Origin of the sequence: Kitasatospora sp. SC0581, from assembly GCF_048159585.1 — a bacterium.
Lineage (GTDB): Bacteria > Actinomycetota > Actinomycetes > Streptomycetales > Streptomycetaceae > Kitasatospora.
Genome location: NZ_JBLRWA010000014.1, coordinates 84,005 through 98,528 on the forward strand (window position 1 = coordinate 84,005; position 14,524 = coordinate 98,528).

The 14,524-nt window shown below is 75.4% G+C and carries 13 protein-coding genes; 9 read left to right on the plus strand and 4 right to left on the minus strand.

Annotation, left to right across the window (positions count from 1 at the left end; translation table 11 throughout):
• Positions 1-151: 151 nt before the first annotated feature.
• Genes ACLWS4_RS21880 through ACLWS4_RS21890 form a run of 3 tightly spaced genes read left to right on the plus strand, consistent with a single transcriptional unit; the run spans position 152 to position 2,901 of the window.
• Positions 152-916 carry an SDR family NAD(P)-dependent oxidoreductase gene (locus tag ACLWS4_RS21880; protein ID WP_416874966.1) on the plus strand — a complete coding sequence of 255 codons (765 nt, stop codon included), beginning with the start codon at positions 152-154 and terminating at the stop codon, positions 914-916.
• A gap of 20 nt (positions 917-936) precedes the next feature.
• Positions 937-1,314 carry a MerR family transcriptional regulator gene (locus ACLWS4_RS21885; protein ID WP_388048756.1) on the plus strand — a complete coding sequence of 126 codons (378 nt, stop codon included), beginning with the start codon at positions 937-939 and terminating at the stop codon, positions 1,312-1,314.
• Positions 1,315-1,365: 51 nt separating this feature from the next.
• The gene (locus ACLWS4_RS21890) at positions 1,366-2,901 is read left to right on the plus strand and encodes an AMP-binding protein (RefSeq protein WP_074002268.1); all 1,536 of its coding nucleotides are present in this window, start codon (positions 1,366-1,368) and stop codon (positions 2,899-2,901) included.
• Positions 2,902-2,919: 18 nt separating this feature from the next.
• Here ACLWS4_RS21890 and ACLWS4_RS21895 read toward each other — a convergent pair whose 3' ends face one another.
• Positions 2,920-3,756, minus strand: coding sequence for a LuxR C-terminal-related transcriptional regulator (locus ACLWS4_RS21895; protein ID WP_375875219.1), 837 nt, complete (start codon positions 3,754-3,756; stop codon positions 2,920-2,922).
• A 147-nt stretch (positions 3,757-3,903) separates the two neighbouring features.
• Between ACLWS4_RS21895 and ACLWS4_RS21900 the strand changes: the two genes are divergently transcribed.
• The 3 genes from ACLWS4_RS21900 to ACLWS4_RS21910 all read left to right on the plus strand — a co-directional run bounded on the left by ACLWS4_RS21900 (position 3,904) and on the right by ACLWS4_RS21910 (position 5,975).
• Positions 3,904-4,722 (plus strand): TIGR03084 family metal-binding protein, encoded by an 819-nt coding sequence (locus ACLWS4_RS21900; protein WP_416874967.1) that lies wholly within the window; start codon positions 3,904-3,906, stop codon positions 4,720-4,722.
• Positions 4,723-4,792: 70 nt separating this feature from the next.
• A complete protein-coding gene (locus ACLWS4_RS21905; RefSeq protein WP_234348643.1) occupies positions 4,793-5,407 on the plus strand; it encodes a hypothetical protein in 615 nt (204 codons plus the stop codon).
• Between the two features lie 85 nt (positions 5,408-5,492).
• Positions 5,493-5,975 carry a hypothetical protein gene (locus ACLWS4_RS21910; protein ID WP_416874968.1) on the plus strand — a complete coding sequence of 161 codons (483 nt, stop codon included), beginning with the start codon at positions 5,493-5,495 and terminating at the stop codon, positions 5,973-5,975.
• A gap of 57 nt (positions 5,976-6,032) precedes the next feature.
• On the opposite strand, the gene ACLWS4_RS21915 is transcribed toward ACLWS4_RS21910, so the two are convergent.
• The 3 genes from ACLWS4_RS21915 to ACLWS4_RS21925 all read right to left on the minus strand — a co-directional run bounded on the left by ACLWS4_RS21915 (position 6,033) and on the right by ACLWS4_RS21925 (position 11,998).
• Positions 6,033-9,299 carry an error-prone DNA polymerase gene (locus tag ACLWS4_RS21915; RefSeq protein WP_416874969.1) on the minus strand — a complete coding sequence of 1,089 codons (3,267 nt, stop codon included), beginning with the start codon at positions 9,297-9,299 and terminating at the stop codon, positions 6,033-6,035.
• A 334-nt stretch (positions 9,300-9,633) separates the two neighbouring features.
• Positions 9,634-11,361 (minus strand): DNA polymerase Y family protein, encoded by a 1,728-nt coding sequence (locus tag ACLWS4_RS21920; protein WP_416874970.1) that lies wholly within the window; start codon positions 11,359-11,361, stop codon positions 9,634-9,636.
• Position 11,362: 1 nt separating this feature from the next.
• Positions 11,363-11,998 (minus strand): hypothetical protein, encoded by a 636-nt coding sequence (locus ACLWS4_RS21925; RefSeq protein WP_416874971.1) that lies wholly within the window; start codon positions 11,996-11,998, stop codon positions 11,363-11,365.
• 383 nt (positions 11,999-12,381) lie between these two features.
• On the opposite strand from ACLWS4_RS21925, the gene ACLWS4_RS21930 reads away from it, so the two are divergent.
• From ACLWS4_RS21930 to ACLWS4_RS21940, 3 genes are all read left to right on the plus strand, one after another.
• Complete coding sequence (locus tag ACLWS4_RS21930; RefSeq protein ID WP_416874972.1) at positions 12,382-13,062, plus strand: ArsR/SmtB family transcription factor; 681 nt, start codon at positions 12,382-12,384, stop codon at positions 13,060-13,062.
• Positions 13,059-13,826, plus strand: coding sequence for an SRPBCC family protein (locus ACLWS4_RS21935; protein WP_416874973.1), 768 nt, complete (start codon positions 13,059-13,061; stop codon positions 13,824-13,826). Before ACLWS4_RS21930 ends, ACLWS4_RS21935 begins: the two co-directional genes overlap by 4 nt.
• 104 nt (positions 13,827-13,930) lie before the next feature.
• On the plus strand, positions 13,931-14,503 hold the full coding sequence (locus ACLWS4_RS21940; RefSeq protein WP_387819308.1) for a dihydrofolate reductase family protein: 573 nt from the start codon (positions 13,931-13,933) through the stop codon (positions 14,501-14,503).
• Positions 14,504-14,524: the final 21 nt, after the last annotated feature.

A 14,524-nucleotide genomic window follows, 5' to 3' on the forward strand; every position in this document is an offset into this window, starting at 1 on the left:
CCGCTGTTCGCGCCGGGCTCGGCGAGCGGAGGCCCGGGCCCGGGTGGCGGGCGGGGTGGGCCCGGGTGCGCGGCGTCCTGGCGGACCGACCCGACGGCTCCGCCGTTCCCGCTTGACCCTGACGCTGGCGGCAGGGTCGGAGGGTGGGCCCATGGACGACGAGAGCGGGACGCGGAGCCGGGTCGTGGTGGTCACGGGGGGCGGGACGGGGATCGGGCGGGAGACGGCGCTGGCCTTCGCCGCCGAGGGGGCGCGGGTGCTGGCGGTGGGGCGGCGGCCGGAGCCGCTGGCCGCGACGGCCGCCGCGTACCCGGCACTGATCGAGCCGCTGGCCGCGGACGTGACCGGGCCCGGGGCACCGGAGGAGATCGTCCGGGCGGCACTGGAGCGGTTCGGGCGGCTGGACGTGCTGGTCAACAACGCGGCGATCGTGCGGAGCGGGCAGGGGATCGGCGGCTTCGACCGGGCGGGCGTCGATGCGCTGCTGGCGACCAACCTGGTCGCCCCGGTGCTGCTCGGCCAGGCCGCGGTGCCGGTGCTGAGCGGGAGCCGGGGCGTGGTGGTCAACGTCAGCACCGCCGTCGGGCAGCGCGGCTGGCCGAGCAACTCGGTGTACGCGGCGACCAAGGCGGCGCTGGAGACGGTCACCCGCAGCTGGGCGGTGGAGCTGGCGCCGCGCGGGATCCGGGTGGTGGCGGTGGCGCCCGGGGCGATCGACACCCCGATCGGCGACCACTCCGGGTACGGCCCCGAGCAGCGGGCGGCGATCCGGAAGTGGCAGATCGAGCACACCCCGCTGGGCCGGATCGGCCGCCCCGAGGAGGTCGCCTGGGCGATCACCCGACTCGCCTCGCCGCGGGCCTCGTTCGTGACCGGCGTAGTGTTGCCGGTGGACGGCGGCGCACTGGTGGGCTGACCGGGAGGGGACGGGTGGCGGTGCGGATCGGCGAGCTGGCGGCCCGGACCGGCAGTACCGCGCGCGCTCTGCGGCACTACGAGCAGGCCGGGTTGATCGACTCCGAGCGCGCGCCGAACGGCTACCGCGAGTACGGCGAGCCGGCGGTCGTCCGGGTGCGCAACATCCGTGCGCTGGTGGCCGCCGGGCTCACCCTGGAGGACGTCCGCCCGCTGCTGGGCTGCCTGGACGGGGACGTGCTGGCGGTCCGGCCGTCCGAGCAGGTGCTGGGGATCGCCCGGCGGCGGCTGGCGGTGCTGGAGCGCCGGATCGCCGCCCAGACGGAGGCCCGGGACCGGCTGGCGGCGGCGCTGGCGGCGGCCGGGGTGGTGGCGGACGGGGTGGGCGCGGACGGGTGACACCCCCGATCGGGGGTGTGCAGGGGGCGGGCGGGGGAGGACAGTGGCCCCATGCAGATTCCACTCTCCGTGATGGACTTCCTCGACCGGGCCGAGCTGGTCTACGGCGACCGGGTCGGCATCGTCGACGAGCCCGTGCAGCCGGCCGAATCCTGGGGCGAGCTGAGCTACCGCCGGGTCGCCGAACTGGCCCGGGCCCAGGCCGCCGGGCTGGACCGGCTCGGTGTCGGGCCGGGCGAGCGGGTCGCGATCGTCTCGCACAACTCGGCCCGGCTGCTGACCTCCTTCTTCGGGGTGAGCGGGTACGGCCGGGTGCTGGTGCCGGTGAACTTCCGGCTGAAGGCCGAGGAGGTCTCGTACATCGTCGAGCAGAGCGGCGCCTCCGTGCTGCTGGTCGACCCCGAGGTCGCCGACGCCCTGGACGGGGTGGTGGCCAAGCACAAGTTCGTGCTGGGCGCGGCCAGCGACGCCGTGCTGTACGACACCGACGCCACCCCGCGGCGGTACGCGGTGGACGAGAACGACACCGCCACCATCAACTACACCAGCGGAACCACCGCCCGCCCCAAGGGCGTTCAGCTCACCCACCGCAACGTCTGGCTGAACGCGACGCTGATGGCCCTGCACTACGGGGCCGGCGACCGGGACGTCTACCTGCACACCCTGCCGATGTTCCACGCCAACGGCTGGGGCCTGCCGTTCTCGCTCACCGGCCTGGGCGCCCGGCACATCGTGCTGCGCAAGGTGGACGGCGCGGAGATCCTGCGCCGGGTCGAGCGGCACGGGGTGACCTTCCTGTCCGGCGCGCCCGCCGTGGTCCAGATGGTGCTGGACGCGGCCGCCGACTGGGACGGCCCGGTGCCCGGCCGGGACCGGGTGCGGCTGGTGGTGGCCGGCGCCCCGCCGCCGACCTCGGTGATCCAGCAGGTCGAGGAGCAGCTGGGCTGGGAGTTCATGCAGCTCTACGGCCTGACCGAGACCTCCCCGGTGGTCACGGTCAACCGCTCGCGGGCCGAGTGGGACGCGCTGCCGGCCGCCGAGCGGGCCGAGAAGCTGGTGCAGGCCGGCTCCCCCGCGCTCGGCACCCGGCTGCGGGTGGACGCGTCCGGCGAGGTGCTGGTGCGCTCCAACACCGTGCTGGACGGCTACTGGCAGCAGCCGGAGGCCTCGGCCGAGGCGCTGCGGGACGGCTGGTTCCACACCGGCGACGGCGGCACCCTCACGGACGGCCTGCTGACCATCTCCGACCGCAAGAAGGACGTCATCATCAGCGGCGGGGAGAACGTCTCCTCGATCGAGGTGGAGGACTGCCTGTACGACCACCCGGCGGTCGCCGAGACGGCGGTGATCGGGGTGCCGCACGAGAAGTGGGGCGAGACGGTGAAGGCGCTGGTGGTGCTCCGGGAGGGCCACGAGGCCGTCACCGAGGCCGAGTTGATCGCGCACTGCAAGCAGCGGCTGGCCGGCTACAAGTCGCCCACCACGGTGGAGTTCCGGGACGCCCTGCCGCGCACCGCCACCGGGAAGCTGCAGAAGTTCCGGCTGCGCGAGCCGTACTGGACCGGGCGGGAGCGCCGGGTCAACTGAGGCCGCGCCGGGGGCCCGTCACCCGACGAGCCCCGACTCCCTCGCCGCGAGGGCGAGTTCGGTCCGGTTGCGGACGCCGAGCTTGTGCATCGCGGACTTGAGGTAGCCCGTCACCGTGTTGCAGGTCAGGCCCAGTCGGGCGGCGATCTCCGGGTTGGTCCGGCCGGTCGCCGCCCAGCGCAGCACCTCGTGCTCGCGCGGGGTCAACGGCGGTACGGGGGCGGCCGTCCGGGGCTTGTCGAAGGGCTTGTCGAAGGGCTTTCCACAGGACTGCTCGCAGGGCTTTCCGCCGGGCCGTTCGCGGCTCCAGGCGGCGGCCCCGGCCAGTGCCCGGGTCGCCGCCTTCGCCAGGGTGCCGACCGCGGAGATCCGCACGTCCCCGAACGGGACGACGGCGCGCAGCGAGGCGTACACCACGCCGTGCACGGTGTCGCCGTCCATCAGCGGGACGGTGAGCATCGCGTACAGGTCCTCGGCGGCCACGGCCGCGTCGTAGTGGTGCGAAATGGTCGTCGCCGCACGGTAGTCGGGCACCCAGCTGGGCGCGCGTTCGGCGAGCGCCCGGCCGCCGAGGCCGAGTCCGGCCGGGACGGGCACGTCGTGCAGCAGGTCGGCCCGGGTGCCGGCCCAGTGCCGCAGCACCATGCCCTCGCTGCCGGGACGGCTGCCGGGCAGCGGCTCGGGCACGCCGACCAGGCCGACGTCGGCGCCGCACTCGGCCACCACCCGGCGGGCGAGGTCGCCGAGCACGGCGTCCCGCACCAGCTCGGCGGCGCGCGCGGCGAGTTCGGGGTCCTCGGGTCGCGCGGCGTCGGCGACGGGGTGCGCAGGATGGGGGTCCGCAGCCCTGGTCATCGCGGAATTGTCACACGCGGTGCGGCCGGTGGCGAGAGTCCTGACGTGCGTGTTTCGTGGAGTGGCGGACGCCGCCGCCGGGCCGGGAGTAGTGTCCGGCCGTACGCTACCGGCGGGTAGCAACTGCCGTGACCGGAAAGGGAGCCGATGACCGAGCCGAACGCGCCGGGCGACGTGCTGGGCGGCCTGCTGGCGGACCTGCGGGCCGAGAGCGCGGTGCTGGACGACCTGGTCGCCGGGCTGCCGGCCGAGGAGTGGGCCCGCCCGACCCCCGCCGAGGGCTGGACGGTGGCGCACCAGATCGCCCACCTGGCCTGGACCGACGACTGGACGGCCCTGGCCGCGCGCGACCCGGAGGGCTTCGGCGCGTCGCTCGGCGGGCACTTCACCGAGCTGCTGGCGGCCGGCGCCGACCCGGTCGAGGACGGCGCCCGCGCCGGACTGTCCGCCGGGCCCGCGGCGCTCCTCGCCCGCTGGCGGGCCGGGCGGGCGGAGGTGCTGGCCGCGCTCGGCGCCGCCCCGGCCGACGTCCGGCTGCCCTGGTTCGGCCCGCCGATGAAGCCCGCCTCGATGGCGACCGCCCGGCTGATGGAGACCTGGGCGCACGGCCAGGACGTCGCGGACGCGCTCGGCGCCACCCGCGAGCCCACCGACCGGCTGCGGCACATCGCCCACCTGGGGCTGCGCACCCTGGGCTTCGCCTTCACCCTGCACGGACTGCCCGTGCCCGAGCGCCCGGTCCGGCTCGACCTGACCGCGCCCGACGGCAGGTCCTGGTCCATCGGCCCGGTCGGGGCGCGGGACGTGGTGGCCGGCCCCGCCCTGGACTTCTGCCTGCTGGTGACCCAGCGCCGGCACCGGGACGACCTCGCCCTCACCGCCACCGGGCCCGTCGCCACCGCCTGGCTCCCGATCGCCCAGGTCTTCGCCGGGGCGCCGGGCAAGGGGCGGCAGCCCGGGGCGTAGGGCGGCGCACCAGGCAAGGCACGGCGGCCCGGGGCGCGGGCGGGGCGCCGGGGTTGGTTGAATGGCGCCCATGGACGACCTGCTCAACCGACTGCCCGCCATCCCCGACCTGCGCGACCGCTGCCGCGCCCTCGCCACGCTCGACGCGATCCTCAGCCCCGACGACTGGGAGGCGCGGTACCACTCCTTCGACGCCTCCTGGGACGAGGGCGAGGAGTTGGCCTCGATGCGCGACGGCGAGGGCGACGACTGGTGCCTGGTCTTCTCCCCCGTCGGCGCCTACGGGCGCGGCTTCGACCACGAGGCGCCCAACGCCCCGGAGCTGCTCGCGGCCGTGCCCGAGGAGTTCCGCCGCTTCGCCGAGGAGCCCGCCTTCGGGGACGAGGACGGGCCGACGGTCACCCGCTGCTTCTGGCGCGCCCACGAGGACGGCGCCTGGCGGGGCGCGGCCGCCGAGCGGGGCGCGGAGGGCCTCTTCGACCTGCTGCTGGACGGCTCGGCCGCCGGCTACCGGGCCTGGGCCACGGAGTACTTCGAGCCGGAGCACGAGCTGGACCTCGCCGCGATCGAGCACGTCCTGGCGCTGCGCCCGCTCACCCCGGCCGTGCTGGCGGCGCTCAACCCGGACATCGACGAGGAGGAGCTCGCCGTCGACCTCGCGGAGATCGGCTACCCCACTTCCTGACGTATCGTCACATCTGTTGGGCAGTACGGGTACACCACTCCTTCCGGCGATGGGTCGGGGCCTTCCGGGGTGGTGGAATGCCCGCATGATCCGTACACGTGCCATGCGCACCGCACTGTCCTTCACCGCCGCCCTGCTCGCCGTCGGCGGCCTGGCCGCCACCCCCGCCCAGGCCGCCGTCGCGGCGCCCGCCCCCGTGGTCACCGGGGCCCAGGTCCGGGCGGCCACCCCGGCCGCCCAGCAGGTGCTCACCTTCCTGGCGGCGTACCGCGACGCCGTGGAGGGCGGGGGCGGCACCGAGAGCCCGCGGCAGGTCCGCGAGCAGTACCTCTCCCCGTACCTGAACTACCGGCTGGACCAGTGGGCGATGCAGAACGACGCCGATCCGGTGTTCCGCGCGCAGAACGTCCCGGCGAGCTGGTCGGCCCAGCAGGTCAAGGAGGAGGAGGGCTACGCCTCCGTCCGGCTGACCGAGTTCTGGAGCGGCGGGGGCAGCCAGGACGTCTGGTACACCGTCCGCCTCACCGACCTGCGGATCTTCGACCTCGGCGACCGGCCCGCCTTCTAGCCGTACCCCGACGCGTCGACGCGCGCCGCTTCACAGGCACACGCCGGCCCGCCCCGTTCAGAGGCCGATCCGGAGCGGGGTGAGCCGGGTGGCGACCAGGTTGGTCGCACCCCGGTCGCGCTCGACGCGGCCGTACACCAGCAGTCCGGCCCGGTCCAGGGCGGTGCGGCGCTGGGACTCCCAGACCGGGCGGTTGCAGATCACGTTGATCAGCCCGGTCTCGTCCTCCAGACTGAGGAAGAGCACCCCGCCGGCCGTCGGCGGCCGCTGCCGGTGGGTGACCAGGCCGCCGACCACCACCTCCGTTCCCGGTGGCACATCCGGGAGTTGGGCGGCGCTGAGCGCGCCGCCGCGGTCCAGGTGGGCGCGCAGGTGCTGGAGCGGGTGGCTGGTGGCGGAGGTGCCGGTGGCCCACAGGTCGGCGATGGTCTCCTCGACCGGGCTCATGCCGGGCAGCTCCGGCGCCTCGGTCCCGGGGGTGGTGCCGGGGATCAGGCCGTCCGAGATACCGGCGAACGCCCCTGCGGCCCACAGTGCCTGACGTCTCGTCAGTTCGAAGCAGTCGAAGGCCCCCGCCGTCGCCAGCGCCTCCAGGGCGGGACCGGGCAGCCCGGTGCGGCGGGCGAAGTCCTCCAGGTCGGCGTACGGCTGCCCGGCCACGATCGCCTCGGCCTGCGGGGTGCCGATGCCGCGCACCGTCTCCAGGCCGAGCCGGATCGCCGGTTGCGGGCGCCCGGCGGTCAGCGGCGGTTTCGGGGTCGGCCCCCGGTACGGCTCCAGGGTCGGCCGCGCCCCGCTGGCGTTGACGTCCACCCCGCGCACCCGCACGCCGTGCCGCCGGACGTCCGCGACCAGGCTGAGCGGCGAGTAGAAGCCCATCGGCTGGTTGGCCAGCAGGGCGCAGGTGAAGGCCGCCGGGAAGTGGTGCTTCAACCAGGCGCTGGCGTACACCAGGTAGGCGAAGCTGATCGCGTGGCTCTCCGGGAAGCCGTAGTTGGAGAAGGCCTCGATCTTGCCGTAGACGTCCTCGGCCACCTCGGCCGGGATGCCGCGCTCGGCCATCCCGGTGAGCAGCCGCTCGCGCAGCCGGGCGACCCGCTCGTGCGAGCGCTTGGCGCCCATCGCCTGGCGCAGCCGGTCGGCCTCCTCCGGGGTGAACCCGGCGCAGTCGATGGCCAGTTGCATCATCTGCTCCTGGAACAGTGGCACCCCGAGGGTCTTGCCGAGGGCGTTCTCCATCAGCGGGTGCGGGCAGCCGGGCGGCTCCGCCCCGGCGCGGCGGCGCAGGTACGGGTGGACGGAGCCGCCCTGGATCGGGCCGGGGCGGATCAGCGCCACCTCGACCACCAGGTCGTAGAAGTGGTCCGGCTTGAGCCGGGGCAGGGTCGCCATCTGGGCCCGGGACTCGACCTGGAACACCCCGACGGTGTCCGCCCGGCGCAGCATCGCGTACACGCCCTTGTCGTCGTCCGGGATGCTGGCCAGGTCGTAGCGCAGGCCGTGGTGCTCCGCGACCAGGTCGCAGGCGTCGTGCAGGGCGGCGAGCATGCCCAGGCCGAGCAGGTCGATCTTCACCAGCCCGGCGCCGGCGGTGGACTCCTTGTCCCACTGGAGCACGGAGCGCCCGGGCATCCGGGCCCACTCGGTGGGGCAGATCTCGCCGATCGGCTCCTTGGTGAGCACCATGCCGCCCGAGTGGATGCCCAGGTGGCGGGGCAGGCCGTGGAGCTGGGCGGCGAGTCGGAGCACGTCGGCGGGGATGACGGCGTCCGCGCCGGGGGCGGAGCGGAAGTCGGTCTGCCGGCTGAACGCGTCCACCTGCCCCTGCGGGTAGCCGAGCACCCGGGCGGCGTCGCGGATCGCCAGCCGCGGCCGGTAGGTGATCACGTTGGCGACCTGGGCGGCGTGCTCGCGCCCGTAGCGGCCGTAGACGTACTGGATGACCTCCTCGCGGCGGCGGTTCTCGATGTCCAGGTCGATGTCGGGCGGCCCGTCCCGGGCGGTGGAGAGGAAGCGTTCGAACAGCAGCTTGTAGTGGACCGGGTCGACGGCGGTGATCCCGAGGGCGTAGCAGACCGCCGAGTTGGCGGCCGAGCCGCGGCCCTGGCACCAGATGTCCCGGCTCCGGCAGAAGTCCACGATGTCGTGCACGATCAGGAAGTAGCCGGCCAGGTCGAGGTCCTCGATCACGTCCAGCTCCTTGGCGAGCTGACGGCGGGCGGCCGCGTTGCCGGAGCCGAAGCGGGCCGGGCCTCCGGCCGCGACCAGGGCGCGCAGGTGGCCGATCTCGGTCCCGCCCGCGGGGACGGGGAAGCCGGGCAGCTCCGGGTCCAGCCGGGCGAAGTCGAAGGCGCAGGCCCGGCCGAGCTCGGCGGTGGCCCGCTGCACCCCGGGGAAGCGGGCCAGCCGGCCGGCCATCTCGCGGCCCGAACGCAGGTGCGCGGTGCCGGCCGCGCTGGTCCAGCCGACCGCGTCCTGGAGGGTGCGGCGCTCGTGCAGGGCGGCGAGGCTCTGCGCGAGGCGGCCCTGGGCGGGGCCGGCGTGGTGGGCGTTGGTGGAGGCGACGACGGGGAGCCGCGCCTTCGCCGCGAGGGCGGCGAGGGCGTCGTTGCGCCGGTCGTCGCCGGGCAGCCACTGGTCGATCAGCTCGACGTGGACGTTCTCCGGGCCGAACGCCTCGGCGAGGGTGCGGAGCCTGCGCTCGGCCTCACCCTGGTCCGGGCCGTGCCTCCCGGCGAGCGCGGCGGGGACCCGGCCGAGGCGGCAGCCGGTGAGCACCGCCCAGTGGCCGTCGTGCGCCCCGGCGAGCGTCCCGAGGTCGTACACCGGGTTGCCCTTGGCGCCGCCGGCCAGCTGGGCGGCGGCGATCGCGGCGGAGAGGCGGCGGTAGCCGGCCGGGTCGCGGGCGAGGACCAGCAGGTGCTCCTCCGTCCCGCCGTCGCGGCCCGTCCCACCGTCTCGGCCCGTCCCGCCGTCGCGGATCGTCAGCTCGGCGCCGAACACGGTGCCCAGGCCCGTGCCCCGGGCCGCCTCGGCGAGCCGGACGGCGGCGTACAGGCCGTCGTGGTCGGTGATCGCGAGGGTCTCCACGCCGAGCCGGACCGCCTCGGCGACCAGGTCCTCCGGGTCGCTGGCGCCGTCCAGGAAGCTGAAGGCGGAGTGGACGTGCAGTTCGGCCCAGGGGGTGGCGGGCTGCTCCGGTGCGGCGCGTTCGGGAGCCGGGGCGGGGCGGCGCAGCGGGACGACCGTACGGTCCGGCGCCGCGCCGGTCAGCCGGCGGTGCAGTTCGCTCCAGGGGAGCGTGGGGTGGCTGGTGAAGCCCATCGGGGGTTGCCTTCGTCGTTCTCGTGCTCGTCCTGCTCCCCCCTGCTCGCCTACTCGGCCTTCTCGGTCTTCTCGGCCTGCTCCCTTCGGCCCTGCCCTTGCGGGCCTGCTCCGTTCGGGTGCCGGGGCCGCTAGGGCGTGTCTTCAAACTCGCGTCTGCGGGGCGACGCCGGGGCACGCACCTCGCCGCGTTGTCGTCGGTCGCCAATGGCCCCCAGCCTTCGGCCGGGAGGTGCCCCCACCGCAGTGGCTCCCTCCTCCGCCTTGCGATGCACGCACCCCAACGCCGCCCCGCCCGCCCTCCGGGCGGACGACGGGAGTTTGAAGACACGCCCTAGTCGTAGCCGGCCTCCAGGTACCAGGCACCCCCCTCCACGGTGAGCAGCAGCGCCCGGCCGCCCTCCACCACGACCTGGAACCGTGCCCGGCGCCGGGCCAGCGACTGGTCCCACCAGTACTCGACCGCCGGCCAGGGCCCGGTCCAGCTGTCCACCCGCTCCTCCCGACCCCGGACCACGACCAGGGCCGGCCGGGCCGACACCCCCGCCCGGCCGTCCACCATGACCGGCCGCCCGGCCCCGTCCAGCACCCGCACCGGCGCCGGCTCCCGCAGCACCACGGCGGGCCACACCTCCGGCAGCCGCCCCGGCCACGGCGCGTCGGACGGCACCGCCGCCTCGTACGGCTCGCCCCACGGCACCTTCACCGCCTGCTCGCCCGGGCCGCGCCCGCCGGCCGGCTCGATCCGGCGCAGCCCGGCGTGGCCGAGCACCGCCTGCACCCGGGCGACCGCCCGCTCCACCCGGTCGTCCGCGACGGCCTGGCCCCACAGCGCGAGCTGGCGGCCCTGGTCCGGGGAGAGGCCGTCGGGGGCGAGCCGGAGCAGGGTGAAGCCGGTGTCCTCCCCGCCGTCCCCGTTGCCGTTGCCGTCCCCGTCGCCGTCCCCGTCGCCGTCGCCTGTGCCGGTGAAGGTGCCGGTGAAGGTGCCCACGCCCTGCCAGGCCTGGAGCTGCCAGCGGACCCGCTCGGCCAGCGCCGTCGCGGACAGCCGGCCCTCGTGCCGCCACAGCCGGGAGGCCGTCCGGCCGTCCGCGCAGGCCACCTCGACGGCCACCCGGCGGCAGGTCAGCCCGGCCCCGGCCAGCCGCTGGTGCAGCTGCTCGGCCAGCGCGCGGGCGACGAACACCAGCGGTTCGGCCGACGGCTCCGACGGGTCGAAGCGCTGCTCGACGGCGAGGTCCGGCTCCTCGTCGCGGGGCACCAGCGGACGCGGCTGCAAGCCGCGGGCCAGCCGGTGCGCGACCGTCCCGGACGGGCCGAAGCGGTCCGCGACCGACTCGGCCGGCAGCGCGGCGAAGGCCCCGACGGTGGGCAGGCCGAGCCGCCCGAGCAGTTCGGCCAGCGCCTCGTCGCCCAGCGCGCTCACCGGGTACGGGGCGAGGAACTCCGCCGTCCGTCCGGCCGGGACCAGCACCCCGGCCCGGGCGGCGAGCACGGCGGCGAACAGGCCGTCGGCGACGCCGACCCGGGCCCGGGGGGCGGTGGCGGCCGGTGGAGGAGCGGTGGTGGCCGGTGGAGGGGCGGTGGGCTGCCGCTCTTCGACGGCCGGCGCGCCCGGGACGGCGTCCGGGACGAGCGGCTGCCCGAGGGCGTCCGCCACCGCCCTGCCGACCTTGTCGGCCAGTGCCTCCTCACCGCCGAAGTAGCGGCCCGGACCCTTCACCGGGATCGCGCACAGGCCCGGGCGGATCACCTCCACCCGGGGCGTGAACGCCTCCACCGCCGCGACCACCGGCTCGAAGCGGCGGGTCTCCGCCTCCGGGTCGCGGTCGCGCAACTCCAGCTCCGGGCAGAGCCGTTGGGCCAGCTTGAGCCGCTGCCCCTGCCGCACCCCGGCCGCCCGGGCGCCCTCCGAGCAGGCGAGGATCCGCCCGCCCTCGGTCACCGCTACCGGGTCGTCGCCGGTGACGGCCGCCACCGGCCAGTCCGGGCACCAGACCACCAGCACCCGGGGGGTCCTGTCGTCCGCCGTCCCGGATGCCATCGCTGCCTCGGCCGTCACCTCAGACCACCGCCGCCACGCGGGGTGCCATCGGCTCCGCCGCCGGTATCACCGTGGGTTCCGCCACCGGCTGCGGCTGCTCCTGGAGCGGACGCACCGCGCCGTACTCGTCCGGCAGCCAGAGCCGGGCCGTCCGGCCGCGCACCGCCGAGCCGCGGCCCTCGGCCACCACCTCCACCTGTCGGCCGACGAGCTGTCCATGGCCGTCGCCCAGCCCGAACCAGCGCCCGGAGCGCACCCCCAGCCGCAGTGCCGCGCCCGGCCACGGCCCGGCGACCAGCAGCACGCAGCCGCTGCGCCGCAGCACCGCCGCCAGCCGGGCGGCCAGCCTCGGCGGCACCGGCCCGTCCGGGCGCAGCATGATCAGCTCGACCGCGCCGGCCAGCACCGAGACCACCTCGGCCCAGTGCGGCCCCGGGTCGTCCGCGACCAGCAGCCGGCGCAGGTCCAGCCCGTACCCCTCGGCGGCGGCCAGCCCCAGGTCCGGCAGTCCGACCGCCGCGGCCCAGCCGCCCCCGGTCCCCTTCACCCCGGCGGCGAGCGCCAGCAGCAGCCCGGTGTCCCCGCCCGCCACCGACACCGCCGTCCCCCGGCGCAGCCCGGCCTCGGGCAGCACCTCCCGGAGGGCGGACGACACCGGCAGCAGCCCCCGCCCCTCCCTCTGCTCCCCGTCCTCCCCCTGTTGCCCCCGTTTTCCCGGCACGGCAGCCGGGGACGCCACCGGGCGGAGCACGGGGCGTGCGGTCTGCTCGGCGGTTGATTCGAAAAAAGGTTCGAAAACGGGCACACCCCCAGGATCGAACATTCGTTCGCAAAGATTCAAGTCCGATCCGTCCACCCTGCCCGTCACTCTCCGCTGTCCCGCCTCGGCGGGGCCGCGCGGATCGCGGCGCGGGGCTGCGCACCTCGGCGCGGCCGCCGGAGGCTCCGGCACCGGACGGGCGACACCGTTCGCCCGACCGGACTACCGACAAACCTTTTTTCCTTGACAAATTTTTTTGTCGGATGGATGCTGGAACGGTGCTGGAAGTCGCCGTGATCGAAGAACCCGCCGCGGCCGAGGCCTCGCTGGACCCCCTGCGGTCACGCCTCCTCGCCGCCCTGACCGAGCCCGCCTCGGCCGCCATGCTGGCCGCCCGGCTGGGCCTGCCCCGGCAGAAGGTCAACTACCACCTGAAGGAACTGGAGCGGCACGGCCTCGTCGAACTCGACGAGGAACGCCGCAAGGGCAACGTCACCGAACGGGTGTACCGCGCCACCGCGGCCTCCTACGTGATCTCCCCCAGCGTCCTGGCCGCCGTGAGCCCGGACCCCGCCCGCTCCCCCGACCAGCTCTCCGCCCGCTGGCTGCTGGCGCTCGGCTCCCGGCTGGTGCAGGAGGTCGGGGCCCTGCTGACCGGAGCCTCCCGGGCCCGCCGGCGGGTCGCCAGCTTCGGCATCGACGCGCAGGTGCGGTTCGCCTCCGCCGCCGACCGGGCCGCCTTCGCCGAGGAACTGGCCCAGTCCGTGGCCACCCTCGTCAGCCGCTACCACGACGAGTCCGCCCCCGGGGGCCGCAGCCACCGGGTGATCGTCGGACTCCACCAGATCCCCGCCGCCCAGCCCGGCCCCGGGGCGGAGCAGGACGTGACCGGGGCGGAGCAGGACGGACCCGGCACGGAACAGGCCGTCACCCGGGCGGACCAGGAGGACCGACGATGACCCACCCGTTCGAGATCGAGCTGGAGACCTCCCTGCCGGCGAGCCCGGAACAGGTCTGGGAGGCGATCGCCACCGGACCGGGGATCGACTCCTGGTTCATGGGCCGCAACGAGCTGGACCCGCGCGAGGGCGGCACCGCCGTCATGGAGACCGGGGGCCACCGCGCGGAGGCGGTCGTCACCGCCTACGAGCCCGGCAAGCGCCTGGCCACCCGTACGGCCACCGGCGAGGACGGCCGGTTCATGGCCTTCGAGTACCTGATCGAGGGCCGGGACGGCGGCGCCACCGTGCTCCGCGTCGTCCACAGCGGCCTGCTCGGCGACGACTGGCAGGACGAGTACGACGCGCTGCGCCGCGGCTGGCCCTTCCACCTCCACACGCTCCGCGAGTACCTCACCCACTTCCCCGGCCGCACCGCCGTCCCCGTCTTCGCCGCCGCACCGTCGGGTGGACGGACGGGACCGGAGGTCCGGGCCCTCCTCGCCCGCGCCCTGTCGCTGCCGCTCCCGGTCGCCGCGGGCACCCGGGTCCACGGCGAACCGGCGGGCCTGCCGCCGCTGGACGGCGAGGTGGTCTGGGCGGACGACGAGCGCTTCGAGGTCCGCACCGCCGACGGGCTCTACACCTTCCACCACGGCTCCGGCCTGGTGCTGATGTTCCACCACCTCTTCGGCCCGACGCCGGGCGGGGCCGGGGGTGAAGCCGGGACCGGGGCCGGGGCCGAGGCCGCCTGGCAGCGGTGGCTGACCGGCGCCCTCGCCTGACCTTTCGGACCTTCGGGCCATCGGACCTTCAGACCTTCAGATCTCCTTCTGACCTCCTTCAGACCCGACAGAAGCAGAACCGCACGAGAACCGAGGTACCACCCATGCGCACCCTGATCAGCACCGCCTTCATCTCGCTCGACGGCGTCGTCGAGGGCCCCGGCGGCGAACCCGGCTACCGCAACTCCGGCTGGACCTTCAAGGACATCGAGTTCCTCCCCGAGGCGTTCGAGATCAAGGGGCGGGAGCAGGAGGAGGCCACCGCGATGCTGCTCGGCCGGGCCAGCTACCAGGCGTTCAGCCCGGTGTGGCCGGACATGGCGGAGTTCGCCCACTACAAGACGCTGCCGAAGTACGTCGTCTCCACCACCCTCACCGAGGCCGACCTGGTGTCGAACTGGGGTGAGACCAGCATCCTGCGCTCGCTCGACGAGGTCGCCGCACTGAAGGAGACCGAGGGCGGCCCGATCATCGTCCACGGCAGCGCCACCCTGAACCACGCCCTCTCGGACGCCGGCCTGATCGACCGCTACCACCTGCTCGTCTTCCCGCTGCTGCTCGGCGCCGGCAAGCGCCTGTTCAGCACGACGGACAAGGACGCCCAGAAGCTGAAGCTGGTCGAGTACGGGGCCTACGGGAACGGCATCCAGAAGCAGGTGCTCGACGTGGTCCGCTGACCGCTCTCCACTCCTCCTCTC

Coding starts and splice junctions, on each gene's coding strand:
- ACLWS4_RS21900 (WP_416874967.1), top strand. CDS start 3,904: ATGACCGAGCCGAACGCGCCGGGCGACGTGCTGGGCGGCCTGCTGGCG.
- ACLWS4_RS21935 (WP_416874973.1), top strand. CDS start 13,059: ATGACCCACCCGTTCGAGATCGAGCTGGAGACCTCCCTGCCGGCGAGC.
- ACLWS4_RS21915 (WP_416874969.1), bottom strand. CDS start 9,299: ATGGGCTTCACCAGCCACCCCACGCTCCCCTGGAGCGAACTGCACCGC.
- ACLWS4_RS21880 (WP_416874966.1), top strand. CDS start 152: ATGGACGACGAGAGCGGGACGCGGAGCCGGGTCGTGGTGGTCACGGGG.
- ACLWS4_RS21910 (WP_416874968.1), top strand. CDS start 5,493: ATGATCCGTACACGTGCCATGCGCACCGCACTGTCCTTCACCGCCGCC.
- ACLWS4_RS21890 (WP_074002268.1), top strand. CDS start 1,366: ATGCAGATTCCACTCTCCGTGATGGACTTCCTCGACCGGGCCGAGCTG.
- ACLWS4_RS21905 (WP_234348643.1), top strand. CDS start 4,793: ATGGACGACCTGCTCAACCGACTGCCCGCCATCCCCGACCTGCGCGAC.
- ACLWS4_RS21940 (WP_387819308.1), top strand. CDS start 13,931: ATGCGCACCCTGATCAGCACCGCCTTCATCTCGCTCGACGGCGTCGTC.
- ACLWS4_RS21895 (WP_375875219.1), bottom strand. CDS start 3,756: ATGACCAGGGCTGCGGACCCCCATCCTGCGCACCCCGTCGCCGACGCC.